Origin of the sequence: Phreatobacter sp. (assembly GCF_052440005.1) — a bacterium.
Lineage (GTDB): Bacteria > Pseudomonadota > Alphaproteobacteria > Rhizobiales > Phreatobacteraceae > Phreatobacter.
In genome coordinates this window covers 1-25,427 of record NZ_JBQVQL010000070.1, presented here as the reverse complement: position 1 = coordinate 25,427, position 25,427 = coordinate 1, and the positions used below count along the sequence as shown (strand labels likewise).

Annotated in this window: 22 protein-coding genes; 11 read left to right on the top strand and 11 right to left on the bottom strand. The window is 69.5% G+C overall.

The annotated features are described in order from the left end of the window. The coding region (locus ACT6XY_RS16510) for an NAD-glutamate dehydrogenase (protein ID WP_444749423.1) at nt 1–4,408 on the bottom strand (4,408 nt) is incomplete at its 3' end. Nucleotides 4,409–4,579: 171 nt separating this feature from the next. Between ACT6XY_RS16510 and ACT6XY_RS16505 the strand changes: the two genes are divergently transcribed. From ACT6XY_RS16505 to ACT6XY_RS16495, 3 genes are all read left to right on the top strand, one after another. Further along, complete coding sequence (locus tag ACT6XY_RS16505) at nt 4,580–5,185, top strand: peroxidase-related enzyme (protein WP_444749422.1); 606 nt, start codon at nt 4,580–4,582, stop codon at nt 5,183–5,185. Nucleotides 5,186–5,269: 84 nt separating this feature from the next. After that, the gene (locus ACT6XY_RS16500) at nt 5,270–5,944 is read left to right on the top strand and encodes an LON peptidase substrate-binding domain-containing protein (RefSeq protein WP_444749421.1); all 675 of its coding nucleotides are present in this window, start codon (nt 5,270–5,272) and stop codon (nt 5,942–5,944) included. Between the two features lie 68 nt (nt 5,945–6,012). Then, nucleotides 6,013–6,258 (top strand): Trm112 family protein, encoded by a 246-nt coding sequence (locus ACT6XY_RS16495; RefSeq protein WP_444749420.1) that lies wholly within the window; start codon nt 6,013–6,015, stop codon nt 6,256–6,258. Between the two features lie 6 nt (nt 6,259–6,264). Here the strand turns inward: ACT6XY_RS16495 and ACT6XY_RS16490 are convergent, their stop codons facing one another. The 3 genes from ACT6XY_RS16490 to fdxA form a co-directional block, all read right to left on the bottom strand. Next, nucleotides 6,265–7,137, bottom strand: a complete 873-nt coding sequence (locus tag ACT6XY_RS16490) for an RNA polymerase factor sigma-32 (RefSeq protein ID WP_444749419.1) — start codon at nt 7,135–7,137, stop codon at nt 6,265–6,267. A 245-nt stretch (nt 7,138–7,382) separates the two neighbouring features. Next, a complete protein-coding gene (locus ACT6XY_RS16485; RefSeq protein ID WP_444749418.1) occupies nt 7,383–7,970 on the bottom strand; it encodes a CarD family transcriptional regulator in 588 nt (195 codons plus the stop codon). Nucleotides 7,971–8,372: 402 nt separating this feature from the next. After that, the gene (gene fdxA, locus ACT6XY_RS16480; protein WP_444749417.1) at nt 8,373–8,708 is read right to left on the bottom strand and encodes a ferredoxin FdxA; all 336 of its coding nucleotides are present in this window, start codon (nt 8,706–8,708) and stop codon (nt 8,373–8,375) included. A gap of 152 nt (nt 8,709–8,860) precedes the next feature. On the opposite strand from fdxA, the gene htpX reads away from it, so the two are divergent. Together htpX and ACT6XY_RS16470 are read left to right on the top strand one after the other, a co-directional pair. Continuing rightward, a complete protein-coding gene (htpX, locus tag ACT6XY_RS16475) occupies nt 8,861–9,784 on the top strand; it encodes a zinc metalloprotease HtpX (RefSeq protein WP_444749416.1) in 924 nt (307 codons plus the stop codon). 53 nt (nt 9,785–9,837) lie between these two features. Further along, entirely contained in the window at nt 9,838–11,187 is a 1,350-nt protein-coding gene (locus tag ACT6XY_RS16470; protein ID WP_444749415.1) for an RsmB/NOP family class I SAM-dependent RNA methyltransferase, read from the top strand. 6 nt (nt 11,188–11,193) lie between these two features. Here ACT6XY_RS16470 and cydB read toward each other — a convergent pair whose 3' ends face one another. The 5 genes from cydB to ACT6XY_RS16445 all read right to left on the bottom strand — a co-directional run bounded on the left by cydB (nt 11,194) and on the right by ACT6XY_RS16445 (nt 16,506). After that, nucleotides 11,194–12,204 carry a cytochrome d ubiquinol oxidase subunit II gene (gene cydB, locus ACT6XY_RS16465; RefSeq protein ID WP_444749414.1) on the bottom strand — a complete coding sequence of 337 codons (1,011 nt, stop codon included), beginning with the start codon at nt 12,202–12,204 and terminating at the stop codon, nt 11,194–11,196. Beyond that, nucleotides 12,204–13,556: a cytochrome ubiquinol oxidase subunit I gene (locus ACT6XY_RS16460; protein ID WP_444749413.1), complete on the bottom strand. Its 1,353-nt coding sequence runs from the start codon at nt 13,554–13,556 to the stop codon at nt 12,204–12,206. Before ACT6XY_RS16460 ends, cydB begins: the two co-directional genes overlap by 1 nt. A 291-nt stretch (nt 13,557–13,847) precedes the next feature. Beyond that, entirely contained in the window at nt 13,848–14,609 is a 762-nt protein-coding gene (locus ACT6XY_RS16455; protein WP_444749412.1) for an IclR family transcriptional regulator, read from the bottom strand. A gap of 159 nt (nt 14,610–14,768) precedes the next feature. Then, a complete protein-coding gene (locus ACT6XY_RS16450) occupies nt 14,769–15,515 on the bottom strand; it encodes an SDR family NAD(P)-dependent oxidoreductase (RefSeq protein WP_444749411.1) in 747 nt (248 codons plus the stop codon). A gap of 34 nt (nt 15,516–15,549) precedes the next feature. Then, on the bottom strand, nt 15,550–16,506 hold the full coding sequence (locus ACT6XY_RS16445; protein WP_444749410.1) for a carbohydrate kinase family protein: 957 nt from the start codon (nt 16,504–16,506) through the stop codon (nt 15,550–15,552). 327 nt (nt 16,507–16,833) lie between these two features. Between ACT6XY_RS16445 and ACT6XY_RS16440 the strand changes: the two genes are divergently transcribed. The 6 genes from ACT6XY_RS16440 (at nt 16,834) to ACT6XY_RS16415 (ending at nt 23,369) form a co-directional block, all read left to right on the top strand. Next, complete coding sequence (locus ACT6XY_RS16440; RefSeq protein ID WP_444749409.1) at nt 16,834–17,640, top strand: CoA transferase subunit A; 807 nt, start codon at nt 16,834–16,836, stop codon at nt 17,638–17,640. Continuing rightward, nucleotides 17,637–18,416, top strand: a complete 780-nt coding sequence (locus ACT6XY_RS16435) for a CoA-transferase (RefSeq protein ID WP_444749408.1) — start codon at nt 17,637–17,639, stop codon at nt 18,414–18,416. Before ACT6XY_RS16440 ends, ACT6XY_RS16435 begins: the two co-directional genes overlap by 4 nt. A gap of 15 nt (nt 18,417–18,431) precedes the next feature. After that, nucleotides 18,432–19,652: a CaiB/BaiF CoA transferase family protein gene (locus ACT6XY_RS16430; protein WP_444749407.1), complete on the top strand. Its 1,221-nt coding sequence runs from the start codon at nt 18,432–18,434 to the stop codon at nt 19,650–19,652. Nucleotides 19,653–19,686: 34 nt separating this feature from the next. Continuing rightward, nucleotides 19,687–20,361 carry an L-fuculose-phosphate aldolase gene (locus ACT6XY_RS16425; protein ID WP_444749406.1) on the top strand — a complete coding sequence of 225 codons (675 nt, stop codon included), beginning with the start codon at nt 19,687–19,689 and terminating at the stop codon, nt 20,359–20,361. 113 nt (nt 20,362–20,474) lie between these two features. Then, nucleotides 20,475–22,784, top strand: a complete 2,310-nt coding sequence (locus tag ACT6XY_RS16420; RefSeq protein WP_444749405.1) for a molybdopterin-dependent oxidoreductase — start codon at nt 20,475–20,477, stop codon at nt 22,782–22,784. Nucleotides 22,785–22,799: 15 nt separating this feature from the next. Next, nucleotides 22,800–23,369 (top strand): peroxidase-related enzyme, encoded by a 570-nt coding sequence (locus ACT6XY_RS16415; RefSeq protein ID WP_444749404.1) that lies wholly within the window; start codon nt 22,800–22,802, stop codon nt 23,367–23,369. An 80-nt stretch (nt 23,370–23,449) separates the two neighbouring features. Here the strand turns inward: ACT6XY_RS16415 and ACT6XY_RS16410 are convergent, their stop codons facing one another. Both ACT6XY_RS16410 and ACT6XY_RS16405 read right to left on the bottom strand, forming a co-directional pair. After that, nucleotides 23,450–24,541 (bottom strand): extracellular solute-binding protein, encoded by a 1,092-nt coding sequence (locus ACT6XY_RS16410; RefSeq protein ID WP_444749403.1) that lies wholly within the window; start codon nt 24,539–24,541, stop codon nt 23,450–23,452. A gap of 38 nt (nt 24,542–24,579) precedes the next feature. Continuing rightward, a partial coding sequence (locus ACT6XY_RS16405; RefSeq protein ID WP_444749402.1) for an ABC transporter permease occupies nt 24,580–25,427 on the bottom strand: 848 nt, incomplete at its 5' end.

Here is a 25,427-nt window from a genome sequence, read left to right as displayed (position 1 = left end):
GATCCGGAACGCCGGCGGAGCGGAGCTCCACGGTGCGTGCCGTCCGCGCCGCCGCGGCCTCCGCCGGCAGGGCCGTGTCGAGGCCCGCCGCGACGGCCTCGATGCCGGCGCGGTGGTGCGCCACCACGTCGGCGAGGCCGTGGCTGAGGTCGACGTTGCGGATGAACCAGATGACCCGGTCGATGAGCAGATCCTGGATCGCCGCGTAGAGCTCGAGCTGCAGTGTGCCCGCGATGCGGTTGTCGAGGCTGTCCAACTCGGTGTTGAGCGCCGTCATGCCGTATGAATCGCGCACGGCGGCGAAGGCCGAGGCGATGGTGGCGACGTCGGCTCCGGTCTGGTCGACCAGCCGGGCGACGAACGCGGGGCCGCCGCGGTTGATCATCGAGTTCGACAGGCCCGTCGCGATGATCTCGCGGCGCAGCCGGTGGCTCTCCACCGCGTCCGGGAACTGGTCCTGCACCGGCCGGGGGAAGTAGCGCACCAGCTCGCGCGCGAGATAGGGATCGTCGGGCACGGAGGAGGCCACCAGATCGTCGTAGAGGTCGATCTTGGCGTAGGCCAGCAGGACCGCGATCTCCGGTCGGGTCAGCGGTTCGCCGCGGCGGCGGCGCTCGCCGAGTTCCATCTCGTCCGGCAGGTACTCGACCGCCCGGTCGAGCTTGCCCTGGGTTTCCAGGCTCTGCATCAGCCGCTGCTGGAAGCCGAGATCCTCGAGCCCGCGCCGCTGCGCCAGCGAGAGGGCGAGAGTCTGCAGGTAGTTGTTGCGCAGCACGAGGCGGCCGACCTCGTCGGTCATGGCCGCGAGGAGGGCGTTGCGCGCCTCCGGATCCAGCCGGCCGTCGCGTTCCGGCGTCGTCAGGGCGATCTTGATGTTGACCTCGACGTCGGAGGTGTTCACCCCCGCCGAGTTGTCGATGGCGTCGGTATTGAGCCTGACGCCCGCACGGCCGGCCTCGATGCGGCCGCGCTGGGTCATGCCGAGATTGGCGCCTTCGCCCACCACCTTCGCCCGGATGTCGGCGCCGGTGATGCGGATGGCATCGTTGGCGCGGTCGCCGGCCTGGTCGTCGGTCTCGGTGCCGGAGCGCACATAGGTGCCGATGCCGCCGAACCAGAGGAGGTCGACCTTCGCCTTCAGGATGGCGTTCATCACCTCCTGCGGCGTCGCCTGGGCCTTCGGCAGGTCGAGCAGCGCCTGCACTTCGGTGGAGAGCGCGATCGCCTTGGCCGAGCGGGAGAAGACGCCGCCGCCAGCCGAGATCAGGCTCTTGTCGTACTCGGCCCAGGACGAGCGCGGCAGGTCGAACAGGCGCTTGCGCTCGGCCCAGGAGGCCTGCGGGTCCGGCGCGGGATCGAGGAAGATGTCGCGGTGGTCGAAGGCGGCCACCAGCCTGATCGTCTTTTCCAGCAGCATGCCGTTGCCGAAGACGTCGCCGGACATGTCGCCCACCCCGGCCACCGTGAAGGGCGCCGCCGAGATGTCGGTGCCCATCTCGCGGAAGTGCCGCTTCACGGCCTCCCAGGCGCCGCGGGCGGTGATGCCCATGCCCTTGTGGTCGTAGCCCTGGCTGCCGCCGGAGGCGAAGGCGTCGCCGAGCCAGTGGCCCTTGTCGAGGGAGAGCTGGTTGGCGATGTCGGAAAAGGTCGCCGTGCCCTTGTCGGCGGCGACCACGAGATAGGGATCGTCGCCGTCGTGCCGGACGGTCTCCGGCGGCGGCACGATCGCGCTGCCGTCGATGTTGTCGGTGAGTTGCAGCAGCGCACGGACGAAGATGCGATAGGCCTCGGTGCCTTCCGCGAGCCAGGCGTCGCGCTGGGCGGGCGGCGGCAGGCGCTTTGGCACGAAGCCGCCCTTGGCGCCCACCGGCACGATGACGGCGTTCTTGACCTGCTGCGCCTTGACGAGGCCGAGCACCTCGGTGCGGAAGTCCTGAGGCCGGTCCGACCAGCGCAGGCCGCCGCGCGCCACCTTGCCGAAGCGCATGTGCACGCCCTCGACCCGCGGCGAATAGACGAAGATCTCGTAGAGCGGGCGCGGCGCCGGCAGGTTGTCGATCTTCTTCGACTCGAACTTGACGGCGATGGTCGGCCGGACCAGCCCGTCCTCGCCCGTCTGGTAGAAATTGGTGCGCACCGCCGCCTGGATCAGGTTGATGAAGGCCCTGAGGATGCGGTCCTCGTCGAGGGACGACACCTGCTTCAGGCTCTCCTCGAAGCGGCCGAGAAGGTCGGCGAGCTTGGCATTGCGCTCCTCGACCGTGAGGGCGAGCCGCGGGTCGAAGCGCAGGTGGAACATCAGCACCACGCCCTTGGCGATCGCCGCGTGCTTGCGCAGCGTCGCCCAGAGATAGTCCTGGCTGAAGGGTGCGCGGATCTGCCTGAGCGTGCGCGCGAGCGTGCGGATGACGGCGACGTCCCGCCAGGCGAGCCCGGCCTCCAGGGTGAGCGCGTTGAAGCCGTCGCTCTCCGCATCGCCGCGCATCACCGCCATGAGAGCGGCTTCGAGCTTCTCGTCGAGGGCCTCGAGGTCGATGACCTGACCACCGGGCCGGGCGAGTGACATATCGTGCAGCCAGACCGGGGCCGCCCCTGCCGGCGCGATCTCGTAGGTGCGCTCGTCGACCACCGCGAAACCCATGGCCTCGAGGATCGGCACGCGCTCGGAGAGCGGGATCGGCCGGCCGCGGGCGAAGACCTTGAGGCCCGCCTCGGTCCGGTCCGTCGCGTCGGGCCGGTAGAAGTCGATGGCCAGCGCCCGTGCGTCGGACAGCCCTTCGAGGATGCGGATGTCACCGATGGCGTCCTCCGCCGGCACCGCCTCCCGGTATGCGGCCGAGAAGGCGTCGCGGTAGCGGGCGGTGAGGTCGCCGGCACGCGCCGGGCCGTGGATGAGGGCCAAGGCCTCGCCGAGGCCGTCGCTCCAGGTCCGGACGATGCGCGAGACAGCCGTTTCCAGCGCCGTGCGGTCGATGCGCGGCGTCTCGCCGCCGGAGCGGCCGATGATGTAGTGAACCCGCGTCAGCGGCCCGTCCGGGAAGAACGGATAGAAGGCCGAGACGCGGCCGTTGTAAACGTTGGCGAGGTGGTTGCCGATCGCCAGCCGGACCGTGGTGTCGAAGCGGTCCCGCGGCACGTAGACCATCACCGAGACGAAGCGGTGGAAGCGGTCCTCGCGCGGCAGCACCCGGACGCGCGGCCGGTCCTCGAGCTGCATCACCGCCATGGCGTGGTTGAACAGCGTCTCGTCGTCGATCTGGAACAGCTCGTCGCGCGGATAGCTCTCCAGCACGTTGACCAGCGCCTTGCCCGAATGGCCGTCCGGATCGAAGCCGGCGCGGGTCAGCACCCGGTCCACCTTGCGCCTGAGATAGGGGATGGTGCGGGTCGAGCGGGTATAAGCGGTGGAGGTGAAGAGCCCGACGATACGCGCCTCGCCGATCAGCTGCCCCTGCCGGTCGAAGCGCTTCACGCCGACATAGTCCATGTGGATGCGCCGGTGGACGCGCGAGCGCACGTTGGCCTTGGTGATGATGAGCGGCACCGGCTGCATCAGGAACTCGCGCAGTTCCGGCGTCATGACGACGAGGTCGGCGCCGCGGCGGAGGATCCGCACGTTCTCGTCGCGCAGGATGCCGAGGCCGGAGGTGAATTCCGGCTCGAGCTGGCCCTCGGCGACGCCGCCGACATAGGCGTAGTCGCGCACACCCAGCAGGGTGAAGTTGTTGGCCACCAGCCATTCGAGGAACTGGATGCCCTCGGCCATCTCGGTGACCGGCAGCACGGGATTGGACTTCAGGTCCTCGATGATGGCGCGCACGCGCTCCTGCATCGGCTTCCAGTCCGCGACGCAGATGCGCACGTCGGCGAGCGTCGCCTCCAGCTCCTCCACCAGCCCGGCGCGGCGGGCTTCCTCGCCGATCCGGTCGACATGGACGTGGATGAGACTCTCGCGGCTGGCGGCAGGATCGGCCTCGAGACCGCGATAGGCGGAGAGTGCGCCGTCCGCCTCGCGCTCGACGGTAAGGATCGGGTGGGCGACGAGCCAGACCTTCAGCCCCTGCTCGGCGAGGACGCCGAGCACCGAATCGACCAGGAACGGCATGTTGTCGTTGACGACCTCGATGACCGTCACCGCGGCGAGGCGCGAGGCGGCCGAGGTCGGCTCGGGGTCGGAGAGACGGATCGAGGGGCGACCCGGAACCCGCCGCGAGAGGGCGGCGTGGCTCGCCGAGGCGAGCGCCGCGATGTCGCGGGCGTCATAGGCCACAACGTCCTCGGCATCGGCGCGGCCGAACAGGTCGGCGACGTAGTCGGCGGGAATGCCGGCCTCGGTTCCGCGCAGGATGATCCCGGCCTGCTCGATGATGGCCGCGGCCCCCCGCGCATCCTCGGCCCGATTGCTCATGCTCGTCTCCTCGCGCCGGATTCGTCGCTGGGGGCGCGTGCGGCAGGATGACCACGGCCTCCCTCGGCCGTAAAGTCAATTTCGCCCCTCCTCCGGCCCATGCTACCACCCTGCGACGCCGTGATGACGGCGGCCGGATGGATCGGCCACCGGCCGTTGCGGGAGACAACCATGCCGGCAAAGCCAGCCAGGACGAAGGCCGCCGCGGCCGCACCCGCCGAAGCGCTCACCGCCCTCGACCTTCCGCCCGCCCCGCTCGATGCGGAGACCGAGGCCTTCTTCCAGAAGTGCCGGGACAAGATCGGCTTCGTGCCCAACGTGCTGCTGGCCTACACCCACGACCTGGCCAAGCTGAAGGCCTTCTCGGCCATGTACAACGACCTGATGCTGGCGCCCTCCGGCCTCAGCAAGCTGGAGCGCGAGATGATCGCCGTGGCGGTCTCCGCGGTGAACCGCTGCTACTATTGCCTCACTGCCCACGGCGCGACGGTGCGCCAGCTCTCCGGCGACCCGGAACTCGGCGAGATGCTGGTGATGAACTACCGCGCCGCCCGGCTGGACACCCGCCAGCGCGCGATGCTGGACTTCGCCGTGAAGCTGACCGAAGCGCCCTGGACCGTGGACGAGCCGGACCGCGAGGCGCTGCGCTCCGCCGGTTTCTCCGACCGCGACATCTGGGACATTTCGGCCACGGCCGCCTTCTACAACATGTCCAACCGCATGGCCTCCGCCACGGACATGCGTCCCAACGCCGCCTATCACGGCCTCGCGCGCTGAATTGATCGGCGCGGGGCTGGCAGCGGCGGCCCGCGCGCCTAGATGTCACGAGATCGTCCTGCCTTCGCGCCACGGAGCCCTGCCATGGCCACCAACACCACCTATCGCGGCCCGTCCGACCTTCCGGACGTGGTTCCCGTCTTCCCGCTGCCCGGCGCCCTGCTGCTGCCGCGCGGCCAGCTGCCGCTCAACATCTTCGAGCCGCGCTATCTGGCGATGGTGGACGACGCCTTCCTGTCCGGCCGCCGGCTGATCGGCATGGTGCAGCCCGTCCCGGCCGACGAGGACGCCAAGCGCCCGACCCTCTCCGCGGTCGGCTGCATCGGACGCATCACCCAGCTCGCCGAGTCCGGTGACGGCCGCTACATGCTGAGCCTCACGGGCATCTCCCGGTTCCGCATCGTCGAGGAACTGGCGGTGACGACCCCCTACCGCCAGTGCAAGATCGACTGCGCGCCCTACCAGGGCGATTTCGAGGCGCGCGTCGGCGAGGATGACGTCGACCGCGACGGCCTCCTGAAGACGCTGAAGGAATTCCTCGACGTCAACGACATGGAGGCCGACTGGGACGGCATCCGCCGCGCCCCGACCGAGATCCTGGTCAATGCGCTCTGCATGATGTCGCCCTGGGGTCTGAAGGAGAAGCAGGCCCTGCTGGAGGCGCCCGACCTGAAGACGCGGGCGGCCCTGCTGGTCGCCGTCACCGAGGTGGCGCTGGCCAAGGACAAGCCGGCAGACGACAAGCAGCCCCTGAACTGACATCGCTGGCCTCCGGGCCCGCGACGGGCTAGACCGGCCGTCATCCGCTCACCACGGGAACCCGCCCCATGTCCACGCCCCTCGATCCCGAAGACCCGCGGCCCGCCGAGACCAAGACGGCCGTGCCGCCCACCCGGCCCGGCACGGTGGATCCGCGGCTCCTCGAGGTTCTCGTCTGCCCGGTGACCAAGGGGTCGCTGGACTACGACGCCGAGGCCGGCGAACTCATCTCGCGGGCGGCGCGTCTCGTCTATCCGATCCGGGAGGGCATCCCGATCATGCTCCCCGAAGAGGCCCGGCCGCTCGAGGACTGAGGAAGGTCAGACCAGCGCCGATCCGTCGATGTGCCGGTCCACCAGGGCCTTGCGCAGCTTCTCGATGGCGCGGTTCTCGATCTGCCGCACCCGCTCCTTGGAAATGCCGAGGCGCTCGCCGAGGGACTCCAGCGTCGCCGCCTCCTCGCTCAAACGTCGCGCCCGGATGATGTTGAGCTCGCGCTCCGACAGGACGGTGAGGACGTCGCGCAGCCAGGCGACGCGGCGGCGGCTGTCGATCGCCTCGCCCACCACCTCGTCGGGAAGCGGGGCGGCGTCGACGAGGTGGTCGAGCCGCTCGGATGAGGTGCCGCCGTCGCTCTCGTGGCTCGGCGCGTTGAGCGACAGGTCCGAGCCGGAGATGCGGGCGTCCATCACCGCGACGTCGGCCTGCGACACGCCGACGGCGGCGGCGATGTGCTGGTGGATGACAGCGGCGCCGATGCCGGAGCCCATGGTCTGCGAAAGCTGCGCCCGGAGCCGCCTCAGGTTGAAGAACAGCGCCTTCTGCGCCGAGGACGTGCCGCCACGCACGATCGACCAGTTGCGCAGGATGTAGTCCTGGATGGAGGCGCGGATCCACCAGGTGGCGTAGGTGGAGAAGCGCACGTCCCGCTCCGGCTCGAAGCGCGAGGCCGCCTCGAGGAGACCTACGTGTCCCTCCTGGATCAGGTCGGCCATCGGCAGGCCGTAGTGGCGGAAGCGGGACGCGATGGCGATGACGAGCCGCATGTGCGACTGGGCGAGACGGTGGAGGGCCACCTCGTCGTCGCGATCCTTCCAGCGCACGGCAAGAGCCTGCTCCTCCTCGCGGTCGAGGAAGGGCGCGCTCCTGGCGGCCTTCGCCAGGCTCTGCCCGATACCGGAAACCTGTGCCATCGCTGCTCTCCCTGAGCTTGCCCGGGACAGGTTCTCCCTGTTCTCTTGCCGCCGATTACGACCCGCCGCGCGTCATGGATCAACAGCCGGGACGCCCGTTCGGCCCCATTTTGCGACCATCCGCCGCGTCGAAGGCCTCCTGGCTGGTACAGGGAATGGGACAGACGCCTCCACCCCGCGGTCACACAGCAAAAAGCCCGGCACGATGGCCGGGCTTTTCGTCATTGCGGCAAGGATCGGGACGGTCAGGCCGCCTCGACCTCGGGCTCGTCGGCCTCGTCGGCGTCGTCCGCCTCGGCCTTGGCCGGCCCGCGGCGCGGACCCTTGGCGAGCTGCGCCTCGATCAGCTTGACCGCCTCGGTCTCGACCACGCGCTCGACGGCGGCGAGTTCGCGCGCCATGCGGTCGAGGGCCTGTTCATAGAGCTGGCGCTCCGAGTAGGACTGCTCCGGCTGGGCGTCGGAGCGGAAGAGGTCACGCACAACTTCCGAGATGGCGATCAGGTCGCCGGAATTGATCTTCGCTTCGTATTCCTGGGCGCGGCGCGACCACATGGTGCGCTTGACGCGGGCGCGGCCCTTGAGGACCTCCATGGCCTTGGCCATGACCTCGGGCTCGGCGAGCTTGCGCATTCCGACCTGGGCGATCTTGGCGGTCGGCACCCGAAGCGTCATCTTGTCCTTCTCGAAGGTGATGACGAACAGTTCGAGCTTGAACCCAGCGATGTCCTGCTCCTCGATCGACACGATCTGTCCGACCCCGTGGGACGGATAGACGATGTACTCGTTCGTCTTGAAGCCCTGACGGGTCTGCGCGTTCTTCTTCACGGTCATACTGCGCCTTACTCCTCGCCGGCCGGATGAGGGCCGCTGGTGATGCCCGCCCCGCGTGGCGCGGCGGCGGACCCACGGCCGCCCTGGAGCGCCGTGGCTTTTCGCGCGAAAGGAACATGGACCGGGGTTGAAGGCCCCGGCCGGCCCCTGACGTCAGACGATGAGAAACGATCATCCGCGGCGCGATCAGCACCCTGAGGAGGGCCCATCGCGACGATTTGTCGGAGTTTTCCGAAAAATAACGCTCCGCACGAGGGGAGCGTACCGGTGGGACCGCTTTTCTGATCGACTGTGGCAGGACCGTACCACAATTTTCGCCGAATTCAAAGGCTTGCGGTTTCGACAGCCCGCGGCCGCGGCCGCCGGCCGCCCATTCTCCCGGGCGTGGTTACCGGAAACGGCTCAGTCGCCCTTGCCCGGCGCGGAGGACAGCAGCGGCTCCTTGCCGGGCTTGCCGTCCCATTCCTTGGCGTCGGGCAGCGGATCACGCTTCTGCGTGATGTTCGGCCACTGCGCGGCGAAATCGGCGTTGATCCCGAGCCACTTCTCCAGCCCCGCCTCGGTGTCCGGTTTGATCGCCTCGGCCGGGCACTCGGGCTCGCAGACGCCGCAATCGATGCACTCGTCCGGATGGATCACGAGGAAGTTCTCGCCCTCGTAGAAACAATCGACCGGACACACTTCCACGCAGTCGGTGTACTTGCACTTGATGCAGTTCTCGGTGACCACATAGGTCATGCGGGATCTCCGGCAGGCGGCGGCGGTCGATCTGGCGGATTACCAGATGAGGTCGTTCGTACGCAAGCGATGGGATGGTGCGACGCACGCGCCTCTTGTCCCGGGCCACCCTGCACACGATCTAGTGATCCGATTTCACGAGGGTTCGCGCCATGAACTACATGAAGACCGCCATCCTCCTCGCCGGCATGACGGCCCTGTTCATGGGCGTCGGCTTCCTCATCGGCGGCCAGGCCGGCATGCTGATCGCGCTGGCAATCGCCGCCGCCATGAATTTCTGGAGCTACTGGGGTTCCGACAAGGCCGTGCTCAGCATGTACGGCGCCCAGGAGGTGGACCAGGCCTCCGCGCCGGACCTCTACCAGATGACCTGGGAGATGACCCAGCGCGCCGGCATGCCCATGCCGCGCCTCTTCATCATCCACGAGGACCAGCCCAACGCCTTCGCCACCGGCCGCAACCCGGAGAACGCGGCGGTTGCGGTCAATACCGGCCTGCTCAACGCGCTGTCGCGCGAGGAGGTGGCCGGCGTCATCGCCCACGAGCTCGCCCACATCAAGAACCGCGACACGCTGATCATGACGATCACCGCGACGCTCGCCGGCGCCGTCTCCATGCTTGCCAACTTCGCCGCGTTTTCTGGAAGCAGCAGCAGCAGTGACAACCGGGGCGGCTTCGGCATCATTGGCACCATCGCCATGATGATCCTCGCGCCGCTGGCCGCCTCCATCGTGCAGATGGCCATCTCCCGCTCGCGCGAATACGAGGCGGACAAGATGGGCGCCGAGATCTGCGGCAACCCGATCTGGCTCGCCTCGGCGCTGGCCAAGATCGCCGGCTCCCACAGCGTCAACGGCACCGCTGAGCACAATCCGCAGACCGCGCACATGTTCATCATCAACCCGCTGTCGGGCGAGCGCATGGACAACCTGTTCTCGACCCATCCCGACACCGGCAACCGCATCGCCGCCCTGCAGCAGCTCGCCCAGGCCTGGGGCACCGGTGGTGCGCTCGGCTACGCCCAGCCGCAGCCGGCGCCCTGGGGCGCCCGGGGTCGCGGCGGCCCCTGGGGCTGATCGCCTTGGGCTTTCGGGTTGCCGTGGGGGGTGGCGACGCCTAAACGGGCGCGATGAGCAAGCGTCCGTTCTTCCACAAGGCCCGGCCCAAGACCATCAAGCCGAAGCCTGCCGCCCATCCCGGCCTGCCGGCCCGTCGCCGGGCCTGCGACCTCGTCGAGGCCGTGATGCTGCGGCGCCGGCCCCTCGACGAGGCGCTGGAGCAGCCCACCGAACTCGACGCCCTCGACCGGGCCCTCGCCCGCAAGATCGCCGCCACGACCCTGCGGCGGCTCGGCACCATCGACCGCCTGCTGGCCGAGCGCCTCGCCAAGGGCCTTCCCGACGGCCTGCCGCGGCTCGAGACCGTCCTCAGGATCGCCGCCTGCCAGATCCTCTTCCTCGACGTGCCGGACTATGCCGCCGTCGACAGCGCCGTGCGCATGGTGGAGAACGACCGCAAGGCCAAGGGCTTCGCCGGCCTCGCCAACGCGGTCCTGCGCGGCCTCGCCCGCGACCGCGAGGAGGCGCGCGCCTCCCTCGACCCGCTCGACGACCTCGCGCCCTGGCTGCGCGAGCGCTGGACGGCAGCCTGGGGCGCTGAAGCGACCGCGGCCATCGCTGCGATCATCGCCGCCGAGCCGCCTCTCGACCTCACCGTGAAATCCGATGCCGAAGGCTGGGCAACGAAGCTCGGCGGCACGCTCACGCCGACCGGGTCGGTCCGGCTGAAGGCGGAAGGCGCCGTGCCGGACCTCGCCGGCTATGCCGACGGCGCCTGGTGGGTGCAGGACGCAGCTGCCGCCCTGCCCGCCCGACTGCTGGGCGACATCGCCGGCCTCTCCGTCGCCGACCTCTGCGCCGCGCCTGGCGGCAAGACGGCCCAGCTCGCCGCGGCGGGTGCCCATGTCACGGCCGTCGACCGTTCTCCCCGCCGCCTGGAGCGGCTCACCGAGAACATGGAGCGCCTGAAGTGCGAGGTCGCCGTCCGCGCCATGGACGCGCTCGACCTCGAGGGCCCCTTCGACGCGGTGCTGATCGACGCACCCTGCACAGCCACCGGCACGGTGCGCGGCCACCCGGACGTCATGCACCTTAAATCGGTCGCGGACGTGGAGGGCCTCGCGCGCCTGCAGGCGCGCCTGCTCGACCGGCTCCCCGTGCTGCTGAAGCCCGGCGGCCGCGCCGTCTACTGCACCTGTTCCCTGGAACCGGAGGAGGGCGAGGCGCAGATCGCGGCGCTGCTCGCCCGCGAGCCGCGGCTGGCGCTGGATCCGATCCGCCCCGACGAGCTGCCGGGCATCGCGCCCTTCGTCACCGCGGCGGGGCACCTGCGCACCCTGCCCTCCCACTGGCCGGACGCCGATCCGGCCCGGGCCGGGCTCGACGGCTTCTTCGCCGTTCGTCTGGTCCGCGTCGCCTGATCCCGCTCAGTCGTAGCGCAGGTCCGTCGCCTTGCCGCGGAAGACCCAGTAGCTGAGGGCGGAATAGGCGACGATCACCGGCACGACGACCAGGGCGCCGACGAGGATGATCATCAGGCTCTCCGGCGCGGATGCGGCGGCGTAGATCGTCAGCCGGTCCGGCACGATGAAGGGGTAGAAGGAATAGGCGAGGCCGAGGAAGGCGAGGGTGAAGATGCCCGCCGAACCGGCGAAGGGCACCCAGGCGAAGCGGTCCTGGCCATGCGGCTGGTTCGACAGCACGGCCCAGACGGACGCCGCCAGCGCGAAGGCGACCAGCGGCAGCGGCGACAGGATCAGGATCTCCGGCACCGAGAACCAGCGGCCGAAGATGCGCGGCGAGACCAGCGGCGTCGCGATCGAGATCACCAGGAAGCCGACCATGGTCACCACCAGGGCGACGCGGGCGCGCCGCACCGCCCGGCGCTGCAGGTCTCCGTCGGTCTTGATGATGAGCCAGGTCGCGCCCATCAGCGTGTAGCCCGCCGCGACGCAGATCGCGGTGATCGCGCCGAAGCCGACGGTGGCGAGGCTGCGGTCGAGCCCCATCACGTAGAGGCCGAGCATGTAGCCCTGCGCCAGCGCCGTGATGAGCGACGCGGCGAAGAAGATGCGGTCCCAGGTCGCCTTCCAGGCCGGCTCCGCCTTGGCGCGGAACTCGAACGCGACGCCGCGCATGATCAGGGCGATGAGCATCACCGCCACCGGCAGGTAGAGTGTCGTCAGGATGATGCCGTGGGCTACGGGGAAGGCGACCAGCAGCAGCCCAACCGACAGCACCAGCCAGGTCTCGTTGGCATCCCAGAACGGCCCGATGGAGGCGATCATGCGGTCGCGCTCTTCCGGACGCGCGATGGGGATGAGGATGCCGACGCCGAGGTCGTAACCGTCGAGGATCACGTAGATCAGGATCGACAGGCCCATCAGGGCGGCGAAGGCGACGGGCAGCCAGATGGCGGGATCGTCGAACATCGGCATCACTCCGCGGCGACGAAGGCGTTGGGATGGGAGGTCGGTCCCGTCTCGATGGTCTGCGGCTTCGCGCCCTTGCGCGCCAGCAGGAACAGCGTGGCGACATACGCGGCCAGCAGCAGGACGTAGGTGACGAGATAGGCGGCGAGGGTGAGGCCGATCATGCCGGCCGGCACCGACGACACCGCGTCGGCGGTGCGCAGCACACCAGCCACCAGCCAGGGCTGCCGGCCGATCTCGGTGACGTACCAGCCGGCGAGCGTCGCCAGCCAGCCGGAGAAGGTCATGCCGACCAGCACGCGGGCGAGCCAGGGATGCGGCTCACCGCGCCGCCACAGCCACCAGGCCGCAGCCCACGACACCACCAGCATCAGCATGCCGATGCCGACCATGATGCGGAAGGCGAAGAAGACCGGCGCGACGGGGGGATGCTGGCCGCGGAAGTCGTTGAGGCCGGGCACGATCCCTTCGGCATCGTGCTTCAGGATCAGGCTGGCACCATTCGGCACGCCGATCTCGAAGCGGTTCGAGCGCGTTGCCTCGTCGGGCCACGCGAAGAGGAGCAGCGGCTTGTTGGGGCCGGTCTCCCAGTTGCCCTCCATGGCCGCGACCTTCTGCGGCTGGTGCTCGAGCGTGTTGAGCCCGTGCATGTCCCCGGCGAGGATCTGCAGCGGAATGAGCACGGCGGCGACGGCGACGCCGAAGCGCAACGCCGACATGACCGCCGGCGAGCGGTCATTGCGCAGCCAGCGATAGGCCGAGAGGCCTGCGATCAGGAAGGCGGTGGTCAGGCCGGAAGCCAGCAGCATGTGCGTCAGCCGGTACGGCATGGACGGATTGAAGATGATCTCCATCCAGTTGGTCGCATGCACGACGCCGTTGCGGATCTCGAAGCCCGTGGGTGTGTGCATCCACGAGTTCAGCACGATGATCCAGAAGGCCGACAGGGTCGTCGCCCCGGCCACCAGCACGGTCGCGAGGGTGTGCAGCCAGCCCGGCACCTTGCGGAAGCCGAACAGCATGATGCCGAGGAACACTGCCTCGAGGAAGAAGGCCGTCAGTACCTCGTAGGCGAGGAGGGGCCCTGCGACATTGCCGACGCGCTCCATGAAGCCCGGCCAGTTGGTGCCGAACTGGAAGCTCATCGTGATGCCGGAGACGACGCCGAGGGCGAAGCTGAGCGCGAAGATCTTCACCCAGAAGTGGTAGACGTCCATCCACTTCAGGTCCTTCGTGGCGCGATAGCGCAGCTTGAAGAAGACCAGGGCCCATCCCAGCGCGATGGTGATCGTGGGGAAGAGGATGTGGAAGGAGATGTTGGCGGCGAACTGGATGCGCGCGAGGACGGTCGGGTCCATGGCTCAGGCCTCGGGGAGGGTGACCGGCCGTGTCCGGCCGATGCGGGGGGAGACGGTCCCAGGACGACGCGACAGCGCTTCGCCCGCCGGGGCGACAGGATGGGAACGGATGGCGGGCGGCAGGCGAAACCGGATCATCGGGGGCATTCCGGATTTTCGTATTTTCAGTTATTCCTGAAAATATCGAAACGGTGGCGGAACGCAAGGCCGCCGGCGCCGACCATACCTCCCATGATGTCGCAGATCGTGACGCCTGGCGCAGTTTCCCTGGCGGGGTCCCTGACGCCGGGCTCAGCGTTCGTCGCGCGGGGCGTAGCCGAGGGCCAGGCTCGCGGTGCGCGCGGCCTCCATCACGTGATCGGCGAAGAGCTTGAGCTGCTTGCGCTTGATGCGGGAATCCGGTCCCGACATGCCGATGGCGCCCACCACCTCGCCAGACCGGTTGAGGATGGCGGCGGCGCAGGCGGCGATCCCCTCGCGCCACTCCCCGTGGGGCACGACGGCATAGCCCTGGCGGCGGGCCAGTTCCACGTCCTCCCGCAGCGCCTCGATGGTGGTCCGGGTGGTGCTTGTGTAGCTGCGCAGGTGCGGCCGGAAGAGTTCCAGGTAGCTGTCGGGCAGGTGGGCGAGCATGGCCTTGCCCGTCGCCATGGTGAAGGCGGGGGCGCGCATGCCGACGCTGGTGTGGGCGCGGATGTGATGGGCGCTCTCGATCTTGTCGAGATAGATGACGTCCGTGCCGCGCAGCACCGACAGGTGCACCGTCTCGCCCGTGGCCTCGGCGAGGCGCGCCATGGCCGGCCGGGCGATCTGGATCAGGTCCATCCGTCGCATGACGTCGTTGCCCAGCTCCCAGAGCTTGGTTGTCAGCCGGTAGGTGCTGTTCGCCGCGATCTGCTCCACGTAGCCCTCGGCCTGGAGGGTCGACAGCACACGATGGACGTTGCTCTTGGTGAAGGCGAGTTCGGTCGCCAAATCGGTGATGCCACGAGGCTTTTCGCTGCGCGCCAGAGCTTCGAGGAGGCGCAGACCCTTACGGAAAGCCTTGTCCATGGGCGAGGAACGACCTTCTTCTGGCTCTTCGGACCGGGAACGCACGACGCCGGTACAGAGCCGCGACAACGACGACCTATACGCGACTGTGCAGACGTTACAACATCCTCCCGCAGACTGCCGCGGGAGGATACCGTCCCTCCACAGGAGCCTTGCGGATCAGCTGTAGAAGATCCCCCCGTCGACGTTCAGCGCCTGGCCCGTGACGAAGGCGGAATCGTCGGAGGCGAAGAAGGCAACCGGGCCCACCACGTCCTCCGGCTGGCCGAGGCGGTGCAGGTCGGTGACCCTCTCGAAATGCGCCACGCGCTCGGGATCACGCAGGTTGTTCATCCCCATCTCGGTGACGATGATGCCCGGGCAGACCGCGTTGACGGTGATGCCGTACTGGCCGAGCTCCATGGACGAGACGCGGGTGAAGCCCACCACTGCCGACTTGGACGCGGCATAGTGCGACTGGCCGGGTCCGCCGGTGCGCGCCGCCAGCGAGGCGATGTTGACGATGCGCCCGTACTGGCGCTCGCGCATGTGCGGCATGATCGCCTGGGTCATCTGGAAGACGCCGCGGGCATTCACCGTCATGGTCTGGTCCCAGATCTCCGGCGTCAGGTCCTCGATGGAGGCGATCTTCAGGATGCCGGCATTGTTGACGAGCACGTCCACCCGGCCGAGCCCCGCCAGCGCCTCGGCGGCGGTGCGGCGGCAATCCTCGGGCTTGGCGACGTCGGCGATGATCGTCACGCAGCGCCGGCCGAGGGCGCGGACCTCCCCGGCCGTCTGCGCGAGCGTCGACTCCTGGGGTGCGATGTCGGTGAGGGCGAGGTCGTAGCCACGTCCTGCGAGGCCGAGGGCGATGGCCCGGCCGATGCCGCGGCTGGCTCCGGTGATGATGGCGTGGCGTGTCATGGTCGTTTCCAAAGGGGTGGGGTCTTGTGTCGGTTCAGGCCGCGGCGCGAACGGGGAGCGCGTTCATGGCGCGCACCGTGTCGTCGAAGGAGGTGACGTTGGCGCCGGACCCGAGGCCGGTCGCCACCAGCGCGGCGGTGGCGGTGGCGAGGCGCGCGCAGTCCTTGAGATCCCAGTCGCGGACGAGGCCGGCGATGAACCCCGCCGTATAGGCGTCGCCGCACCCGGTCGTATCGCGCACGGCGACCTGGAAGGCGGGAACCGCGAACTGCCGGCCGTCGCGGGTCATCACGAAGGAGCCCTCGCCGCCGAGCGAGATGGCGCAGGCGCCGACGCCACGCGCGAGGAAGAACTGGGCGCAGGCCTCGGGATCATGGCTGTCCACGATGGCGGCCGTCTCCTCGATGCTCGGCATGAAGAAGTCGACATGGGGGAGGCTCGGTTCGAGCAGGGCGAGGGCGCCCGGCCCGGCGGCGATCAGGTCGAGGGTGGTGATGCAGCCGGCCGCCTTGGCCGCTGCGAGCAGTGCCGCCGTCGGCGCGCCGTCCATGGCCGGCAGCGAGCCGACGCCGCCGAAATGCAGCACCTTGGCGCCCGTCGCCTTCTCCTGCACCTGTGGCGAGATGCGCCATTGCCGCGAGGCGCCCTTGGCGTGGAGCGCGGGACGCGACCCGTCGGGGCGGATCGGCAGGATGGTCGCCGAGGTCGGCACGCCGGAGAGGCGGTCCATACCAGCCGTGTCGATCCCCTCGCGGGCGAGCGCGCCGAGGAGCCAGTCCGCTTTCTCGTCGTCTCCGACAGCTCCCACGGCGAGGGTCTTCAGCCCGAGCCTGCCGCAGGGCAGAGCCGTGCCGCCGGCGGTGCCCGCCACCGTCAGCTTGATCTCGTCGATGAAGAGCCGGCCGCCGCCCGGCGGAATCTCCGTCACCGGCACGCCGAGGATGTCGAGGATGTAGGTACCGCAGACGCTGACGTCGTAGTCGTGGGGCATGGAGGGGAGCTTTCGATGGAGGACGGGGCGCCGAGCCGGAAGCGCGTGTCGATGGCTGCTGGATCCCGTCCCGGGCGCTTCGCGCGCCTCACCTTTGTTCCACATTCTGGAACATTATTCTGAATTCATGGTCCGTCGCGGCGGGGGCCTTGTCAAGACGGACGCCCTGCCGCCTCCCCCGCGCCATTCGACGGAGGCGCCCGGCCCTGGACGCGGCGCGATTGGCGTTGACAGGCTGCCGGGCCGCCGATTACGCTGAATTCAGAATATGGTTCTATAATGTAGAACGATTAAGCCGGGCGGAACCCGGACCCCCGGGAGGTGAACGTGCAGTCGGATCTTCGCGCCCTGGCCCGCCGGATCGAGGCCGGCATGCGCATTGCGCTGCCGGTCGACTATGCCGGCGTCTCGATGGCCATGACAGGGCCGATGATCCGCCACGGGGCCGGCGACCTTCACCTCGTCTGCGTGCCGACCGGTGGCCTGCAGGTCGACCAGCTGGTCGGCGCGGGCCTCGTGAGGCGCGTCGAGACCAGCGCCGTCTCGCTCGGCGAGGCGGGCGGGGCGCCCTGCTTCAACCGGGCGGTGGGCGAGGGGGCGATCGAGGTCAGGGATGCCACCTGCCCCGCCATCCATGCCGGCCTGATGGCCGCCCAGAAGGGCATCCCCTACATGCCCATGCGCGGCGTCCTGGAGACCGACCTCCTCGCCAATCGGCCGGACTGGCGCGTCGCCGACAACCCCTTCGCCGAGGGCGATGACCCCATCGTCCTGATCCCGGCCATCCGCCCGGACATTGCCATCTTCCACGCCCCCATGGCCGACCGCGCCGGCAACGTCTGGATCGGCCGGCGGCGGGAACTCGCGGCCATGGCCTATGCCTCGGCCGCCACCATCGTCACCGTCGAACGCATCGTCGACGACAACCTCCTCGGCAACGAGATGAGCGCCGCCGGCACGCTGCCCGCGCTCTATGTCGAGCAGGTGGCCCTGGCGCCCCGCGGCGCCTGGCCCTACGGCCTCTGGGGCGAGTACGGCACCGACATCGCCGAGTTGCGCCGCTACGCCGCCGCCGCCCGCACCCCGGAAGGCTTCCGCGACTACATGTCCGCCGCTGCCCGCGAGGCCGCATGACCACCAGGGTCCATCCCCGCGAGATCCTCATCGCCACCATCGCCCGGCTCCTCGAGGGAGCCCGCCACGTGGCGGTGGGCGCCTCCTCCCCCATTCCCGCCGCGGGCGCCATGTTGCGCCGCGCCCTGCAGGAGGAGGCCGGCGGCGCGCCGCTGCGGCTTTCCATCCTCGGCTCGGTGGAGCACAACTTCTTCACCAACGGCTCGGCCGAACTGTTCGACTGCGCCGGTCAGGGACGCATCGACGCCTTCTTCCTCGGGGGCGGCCAGATCGACGGCCATGCCAACATCAATCTCGTCGGCGCCGGCGACTATCCGCGCTCCGCTCCGCGGTGGCCCGGCTCCTTCGGCTCGGCCTATCTCTATTTCGTCGTGCCGCGTGTCATCCTCTTCCGCGAGGAGCACACGCCCCGCGTCTTCGTCGACAAGGTTGATTTCATCAGCGCGCCCGGCGTCACCAGCCCGCACATCCACCGCCCGGGTGGACCCGCGGCCCTCCTCACCGGCAAGGCCCTGTTCAGCTTCGACAAGGCCCGCCGCGGCTTTGCGCTGGAAAGCCTGCATCCCGGCCAGGACCTCGCCGGCGTCAAGGCCGCGACCGGCTTCGCCTTCGCCCATGGCGAAGCGCCGCCCGCCACCGCCGCCCCCGGCGCGGGGGTCCTCGCGTTGCTGCGCGGCCGGGTGCTCGACGAACTGTCCGAGACCTATCCGGACTTCGCCGCCCAGATGCGCAGCGAGCTCGCCGCACTGGACGGCGTGCCGGCTCTCGCCTCCTGACCGATCGGAACCCTCATGACATCGCCCCGCCCCGGCTCCCTCTCCGACATCAGGGTCATCGACGCGAGCCGCGTGCTCGGCGGCCCCTATTGCGGCCAGATCCTCGGCGATCACGGCGCCGACGTCATCAAGATCGAGCCCCCCGAGGGCGACGAGACCCGCGGCTGGGGCCCGCCCTTCCTCGACGGGACGGCGAGCTACTTCCTCGGCCTCAACCGCAACAAGCGCGGCATGGCCGTCGACCTTTCCGCCCCGGCCGGGCGCGAGCTGCTGCTCAAGCTGCTCGAAACGGCCGACGTCTTCATTGAGAACTTCAAGACTGGCACGCTCGAGCGCTGGGGCCTCGGACGCGACGAGCTGGAGCGGCGCTTCCCCCGCCTTGTCCACTGCCGGGTCTCCGGTTTCGGCGCCGACGGTCCCCTCGGCGGCCTGCCCGGCTACGACGCCGCCATCCAGGCCTCCGCCGGCCTGATGAGCGTCAACGGCGAGCTCGGCGGCGAGCCGCTGCGCGTCGGCCTGCCGGTGGTCGACATGGTGACCGGCCTCAACGCCGTCATCGGCATCCTGATGGCGCTGCACGAGCGCCAGGCGAGTGGCAAGGGTCAGTTCGTCGAGGCGACTCTCTATGATTGCGGCGTGTCGCTGCTCCACCCGCACCTGCCGAATTTCTACCTCTCCGGCAAGGTCGCGGGCCGGTCCGGCAACGCCCACCCGAACATCTGCCCCTACGATACCTTCGCCACCGCCACCGACCCGATCTTCCTCGCCGTCGGCAACAACCGGCAGTTCGCGACCCTGTGCCGGGAGATCGGCGCCGAGGAGCTCGCGCAGGACCCGCGCTTCGCCACCAACGGCGAGCGCAACGTCAACCGCGACGCGCTGAAGGCGCTGCTCGAACAGGCCCTCGCCGCCTTCGAATGCAACGCGCTGGCCGACCGCCTCATCAAGGCGGGCGTCCCCTGTGGCGCGGTGCGCTCCATCGACCAGGTGGTGGCCGACCCCCACACCATCCACCGCGAGATGGTGGTCGACATCGGTGCCTATCGCGGCACGGGCAGCCCCATCAAGCTGTCGCGCACGCCCGCCTCCTATCGCCTCGCGCCGCCCGCCTTCGCCGAACACACGGCGGACGTGCTGGACGAGATGGCCGTCGACGGCGAGGCTTATCGAGACGCCCTGCCGGAGGCGGGGCCGAAATCCGCCGCCAAATCTCCCGCCAAGGCAAAGACCGCATGAGGCCGCGCGCCAGCGCCACGTTGCCGGAGGACCGATGACCGAGGACACCGCCCTGCGCCGCGAACTGATCGAGGCGTGCCGCAGCATGAACAGCCTCGGCATCAACCGCGGCACTGCCGGTAATATCAGCGTGCGGCACGGCGACGGCCTGCTGATTTCGCCGACCGGCATCCCCTACGACAGGCTGGAGCCCGGCCATGTCGTGGCGATGCGCTGGGACGGCAGCTTCGACGGCGACGTGCTGCCCTCCAGCGAATGGCGCTTCCACCGCGACATCCTCCGGGCGCGCCCGGACCTCAATGCCGTGGTCCACACCCATTCGACCCACGCCACGGCGGTCTCCATCCTCGGCCGCGACATCCCCGCCATCCACTACGCCATCGCCGCCGCCGGGGGCCCGAGCATCCGCTGCGCGCCCTATGCGATCTTCGGCTCGCAGGCGCTGGCCGACGCCGTCCTGACGGCGCTGGAGGGCCGCCGCGCCTGCCTGATGGCCCATCACGGCGTCATCGCCGCCCACGGCTCCATCGCCCAGGCGCTGGCCCTCGCCGTGACCGTCGAGAGCCTGGCGCAGCAATATCTGCTCTGCCTGCCGCTCGGCGAGCCGCCGCGCCTCTCGGACCCCGAGATCGCGGAGGTTCTCGAGAAGTTCAAGACCTACGGCCAGCAGGCGAAGCCGGCGCTGGACCGGCTGCGCGAGGCCTCGTGACCCCGCCCCGCATGGCAGCGTTGGGGGCGCCGCCGATGGTGCCGCCCGGCCGGCGGCTGTATCCATGCCGGCCCGGGCGGTGTCTCGGCGGACCGAACGATGGGAACAGGTGAATGGGTGACATCCGCCGGGTGAGGCACTGCAGCCATTGGGGCGCCTACACGCTCCTGGTCGAGGGCGGCCGGATCGTTGGCACCGAGCCCTTCGAGCTCGACCCCGCTCCCTCGCCCATCATCCACTCGGTGAAGGAATGGGCGGAGACGGCGCGCCGCGTCCCCCGCCCGCTGGTCCGCGAAGGGTTGCTGGAGAAGCGCGAGGCGAGCGACCGTCGCGCCCGCGGCGAGGACCGCTTCGTGCCGGTGAGCTGGGACGAGGCCATCCGCCTCGTCGCCGGCGAGATCCGCCGCGTCTCTGAAACCCACGGCAATGCGTCCATCTTCGGCGGATCCTATGGCTGGACGAGCTGCGGCCGCTTCCACCACGCGCCCTCGCTGCTCAAGCGCATGCTCAACCTCGCCGGCGGCTATACCGGCCACGTCGACACCTATTCCATCGCCGCGGGCCCTGTGATCCTGCGCCACGTCCTCGGCGAGGACGCCGCCTGTGGCGGCCAAGCCAACACGCTGGACACCATCGCCGCCCATACCGAAACCCTCGTCGTCTTCGGCGCCCTCACGCCCCGGACGGCGCAGAATGAGGCTGGCGGCATTGCCCGCCACACCCTCGAGGCAAACCTGCAGGCGATCCGTGCCCGCGGCGTCAAGGTCATCCTCGTCTCGCCGCTGAGGGACGACGTTCCCGAGGACGTCGGCGCGGAATGGTGGCCGATCCGCCCCAATACGGACGCGGCCCTCATGCTCGGCCTCGCCGGCGAGATCGTCCTCGCCGGTCGCCACGATGCGGGCTTCCTCGCCCGCTGCACCAGCGGCTCCGACCGCTTCCTGAGCTATCTCGACGGCAGCGCCGACGGCCAACGCAAGGACGCCGCCTGGGCGGCCGGGATCACCGGCCTCGACCGTGACGCCATCGCGGCGCTCGCGAAGCGCCTGGTCGACACCCGCTCCATGCTCACCGTGAGCTGGAGCCTGCAGCGCGCCCATCACGGCGAGCAGCCCTTCTGGGCGGCCCTCGGCCTTGCCGCCGTCACCGGCCAGATCGGCCTGCCCGGCGGCGGTGTCGGCTACGGCTATTCCTCGCTCGGCGGTGTCGGCGCGGCGATCAATATCGGCCTGTCGCCTTACATGCCGCAGCTGAAGCGTCCCATCGACAGCTTCATCCCGGTCGCCCGCATCACCGACATGCTGCTGAACCCGGGCGCCGAATTCTCCTACGAGGGCAAGGTCCGCACCTATCCCGACACCCGCCTCGTCTATTGGGCCGGCGGTAACCCCTATCACCACCATCAGGACCTGAACCGCCTCAGCGAAGCCTGGACCCGGCCGGAGACCATCATCGTCCAGGACCCGATGTTCACCGCCACCGCCCGACGCGCCGACATCGTTCTGCCGGCGAGCACCTCGATCGAGCGCAACGACATCGCCGGCAACCGCCGCTCCGACCTCGTCCTCGCCATGCAGCAGGCCATCGCCCCGGTCGGCGAGGCCCGCTCCGACTACGACATCTTCCGCGCCATCGCCGCCGAGCTCAGCCACGACGAGGCCTTCAGCGAGGGGCGCGACGAGATGGGATGGCTGCGCCACATCTACGAGACGGTCCGCTCCGGTGCCGAGGAGCGTCACGGCTTCGCCATGCCCGACTTCGACCGCTTCTGGGCCGAGGGCTATGCCGCCTGCCCGGTCAAGGAGAACCACACCTATCTCGCCGAATACCGCGAGGCGCCCGAGGCCTTCGCCCTGAAGACCGAGAGCGGCCGCATCGTGCTCGGCAGCGAGGCGCTGGCGCGGCTCGACTATGCCGACTGCCGCTCCCATCCGGCCTGGATCGAACCGGCCGAATGGTTGGGCGCGGCCGCCGAGGACGAGTTCCACCTGATCTCGCACCAGCCGGCGGGACGGCTCCATAGCCAGCTCGAGACCGGCCCGGCAAGCCTCGCCCTGAAGCGCAACGGCCGCGAACAGATGCGCATCCATCCCGAGGACGCCGCCGGCCTCGGCATCGCCGACGGCGGGCTCGTGCGCCTCTCCAATGGGCGCGGTGCCTGCCTCGCCACGGCGCAGGTCAGCGACACCGTGCGCCGCGGCGTCGTGGTGCTGCCGACCGGGGCCTGGTTCACGCCCGCCGGCAACAGCGGCCTCGACATCGCAGGCAATCCCAACGTGCTGACCCTCGACATCGGCACCTCACAGCTCGGCCAGGGCTGCTCGGCCCACACCTGCCTCGTCCGCGTCGAGCCCTACCGGGGCGATGCCGGCGACGCCATCGCCGTTTACCAGGACCACCTCGCGGCCATCGCCGCCGCCTGACAGGAGACACACGCCATGGCCGACAAGGCGATCAGCCGCTTTCCCGTTCCTCCGCTGGAGAACCTGCCCGACGACATCCGCGAGCGGATCATGGCGGTGCAGGAGAAGTCGGGCTTCGTGCCCAACGTCTTCCTCACCCTCGCCCACCGGCCCGAGGAGTTCCGCGCCTTCTTCGCCTATCACGACGCGCTGATGAACAAGGCCGGCGCGCTGACCAAGGCGGAGCGCGAGATGATCGTCGTGGCCACCAGCAACGCCAACCAGTGCCAGTATTGCGTGGTGGCCCACGGGGCTATCCTGCGCGTGCGCGCCAAGGACCCCCACATCGCCGACCAGGTGGCGATCAACTACCGCAAGGCGGACATCACGCCGCGCCAGATGGCCATGCTCGACTTCGGCATGAAGGTTTCGCAGCGCGCCTACGAGGTCGGCGACGACGACATCGCCGTCCTGAAGCAGCACGGCTTCGACGACGAGGACATCTGGGACATCGCCGCCATCTCCGCCTTCTTCGGCATGTCGAACCGGCTCGCGAACGTCACGAGCATGCGGCCGAACGACGAGTTCTATGCGATGGGGCGCTGAGCCCTCGGGCTCTGCGCATCCATGAAAAAAGCGGCCGCGCCGGAGGAGCGCGACCGCTGGAGGTGGGCCTGAAGGAGGTCTCAGCCCTGGGCGAGAAGCGAGTTCAGCCGCTCCTGCCCATATTCCTCGTTGGTGGAATTGCCGCGCGGCGAGTGGCCGCCCCAGTAGTCCGGGCTCCACTCGATCGCCTTGGCGATGTTGGCGGGATTGTTGGCCCAGTAGATGCTGACCTTCGGGTCGGCGGCCTCGAACACGACGCGCGAGGGCAGCGCGACGGGGAAGGCGGAGGTCAGCTGCGCGGCGCGCTGCGGATCGAGCCGCCAGGAGAGCAGCTGCAGGGCGTTGTCGTAGTTGCGGGCGCCCTTCGGCACCGAGAAGAAGTCGTAATAGACGAAGCCCTGGTTCCACTCGAGGCCGATCGGGGCCCCGTCCAGCGCCAGCTTGCTCATGGATCCGGTATAGGCCATCACCATGTCGGCCTCGCCGTCGAGGAGGAGCTGCGGCGGCTGCGCCGCCGTCGTCCACCACTTGGCGATATGCGGCTTGATCTCCTGGATCTTCTTCAGCGCCCGCTCCATGTCGAGCGGATAGAGCTTGTCCTTGGTGACGCCGTCGGCCATCAGCGCGGCCTCGAAGACGAAGCGCGGCCAGGCCGGCATGGCCCGCCGACCCGGGAACTTCTTCACGTCCCAGAAGTCGGCCCAGCTGCGGGGCACGTTGTCGCCCTTGAACTTGTTGGTGTTGTAGACGAGGCCGACGCCGATCACCTGCAGGGCGACGCCCTTCGGGCGCTTGAGGTTGTCGGGCATGGCGGCCAGCGTCTGCTGCGCCGGCGCCGACAGCTTCGAATAATCGATGTCCTCGAGGCAGCAGGGCCCGAGCAGCTTCGTCTCCTGGTCGAAGATGAAGGTGAGGTCCCACTCGGCCCGGCCGGCCGCCGCCTGGGCGCGGATGCGCGGGCCGCTGCGGGCCTCCTGCACGGTGACGACCTTGATGCCCGTCTGCCGCTCGAAGGGATCGTACATCACCCGGCGCAGCGCCTCGCCGTAGCCGCCGCCCGGATCCTGCATGATGACCTGCTTGGCTTGCGCGGCCGCGAAGCGGGTGCCGGCGAGCACCAGCGGTGCCGCCATGAGCGACTGGGTCAGTCGCCGTCTCGTCAGGCTGTCCATTGGACTTCTCCTCCCATCAGGATTCGGTTGTTGTTGCGTCATGCGGCGCGCGAGCGGGCGAGAACCGGCCCCGCCAGCGCCACCCCGACCAGGATGAACAGGACCTCCAGCGTCGACACGACGGCGAGCACCGGGTTGAGCTGGTAGTTGACGTCCGCCCAGAGCATCAGCGGCAGCGTCTTGAGGTTGGCGCTCGACAGGAACAGCGACAGGACCAGTTCGTCGAACGAGTGCAGGAAGGCGAAGAAGGTCGCGGCCGCGAGGCCAGGCGCGATCGCGGGCAGCGTCACGGTGCGGAAGACCGTCAGCGGCGAGGCGCCGTGGACGGCCGCCGCCTGCTCCAGCCGGCGGTCGACGCTCTGCAGCGCCGCCGCGACGATGACCACCACGATGGGAATGCCGCCGATGGCATGGGCCGCGGCGAGGCCCCACATCGACCCCACGAGGTCGAGCCTGAGGAACAGCGTGTAGAGCGACAGGCCGAGGACCACGGGCGGCACGATGACCGGGCTGACCAGCACCAGCATCACCGCCGACTTGCCCGGAAAGCGGCCGCGCACGATGCCCATGGCCGCCGCCGCGCCGAGGGAGACCGCGATGACGGCCGACATCATCGCCACCGTCAGCGAATTGGAGAAGGCCGAGCGCCAGTTCGAGTCGGAGAAGAAGCGCTCGTACCAGCGCAGCGAGAAGCCAGGCGGCGGGAAGGTGAGATAGATCGCGCTGCTGAACGAGATGATCATCACCACGACGATGGGCAGGATCAGCCCGGCGATGACGAGACCCCCGGCGATGCGCACCGTCCAGGCGCCGCAGCCGGCCGGCAGGCGGCCGAGGAGCCGGAGCAGCGGCCATCCCACGAGGTCGGCGACCCGGTCGCCGAGCG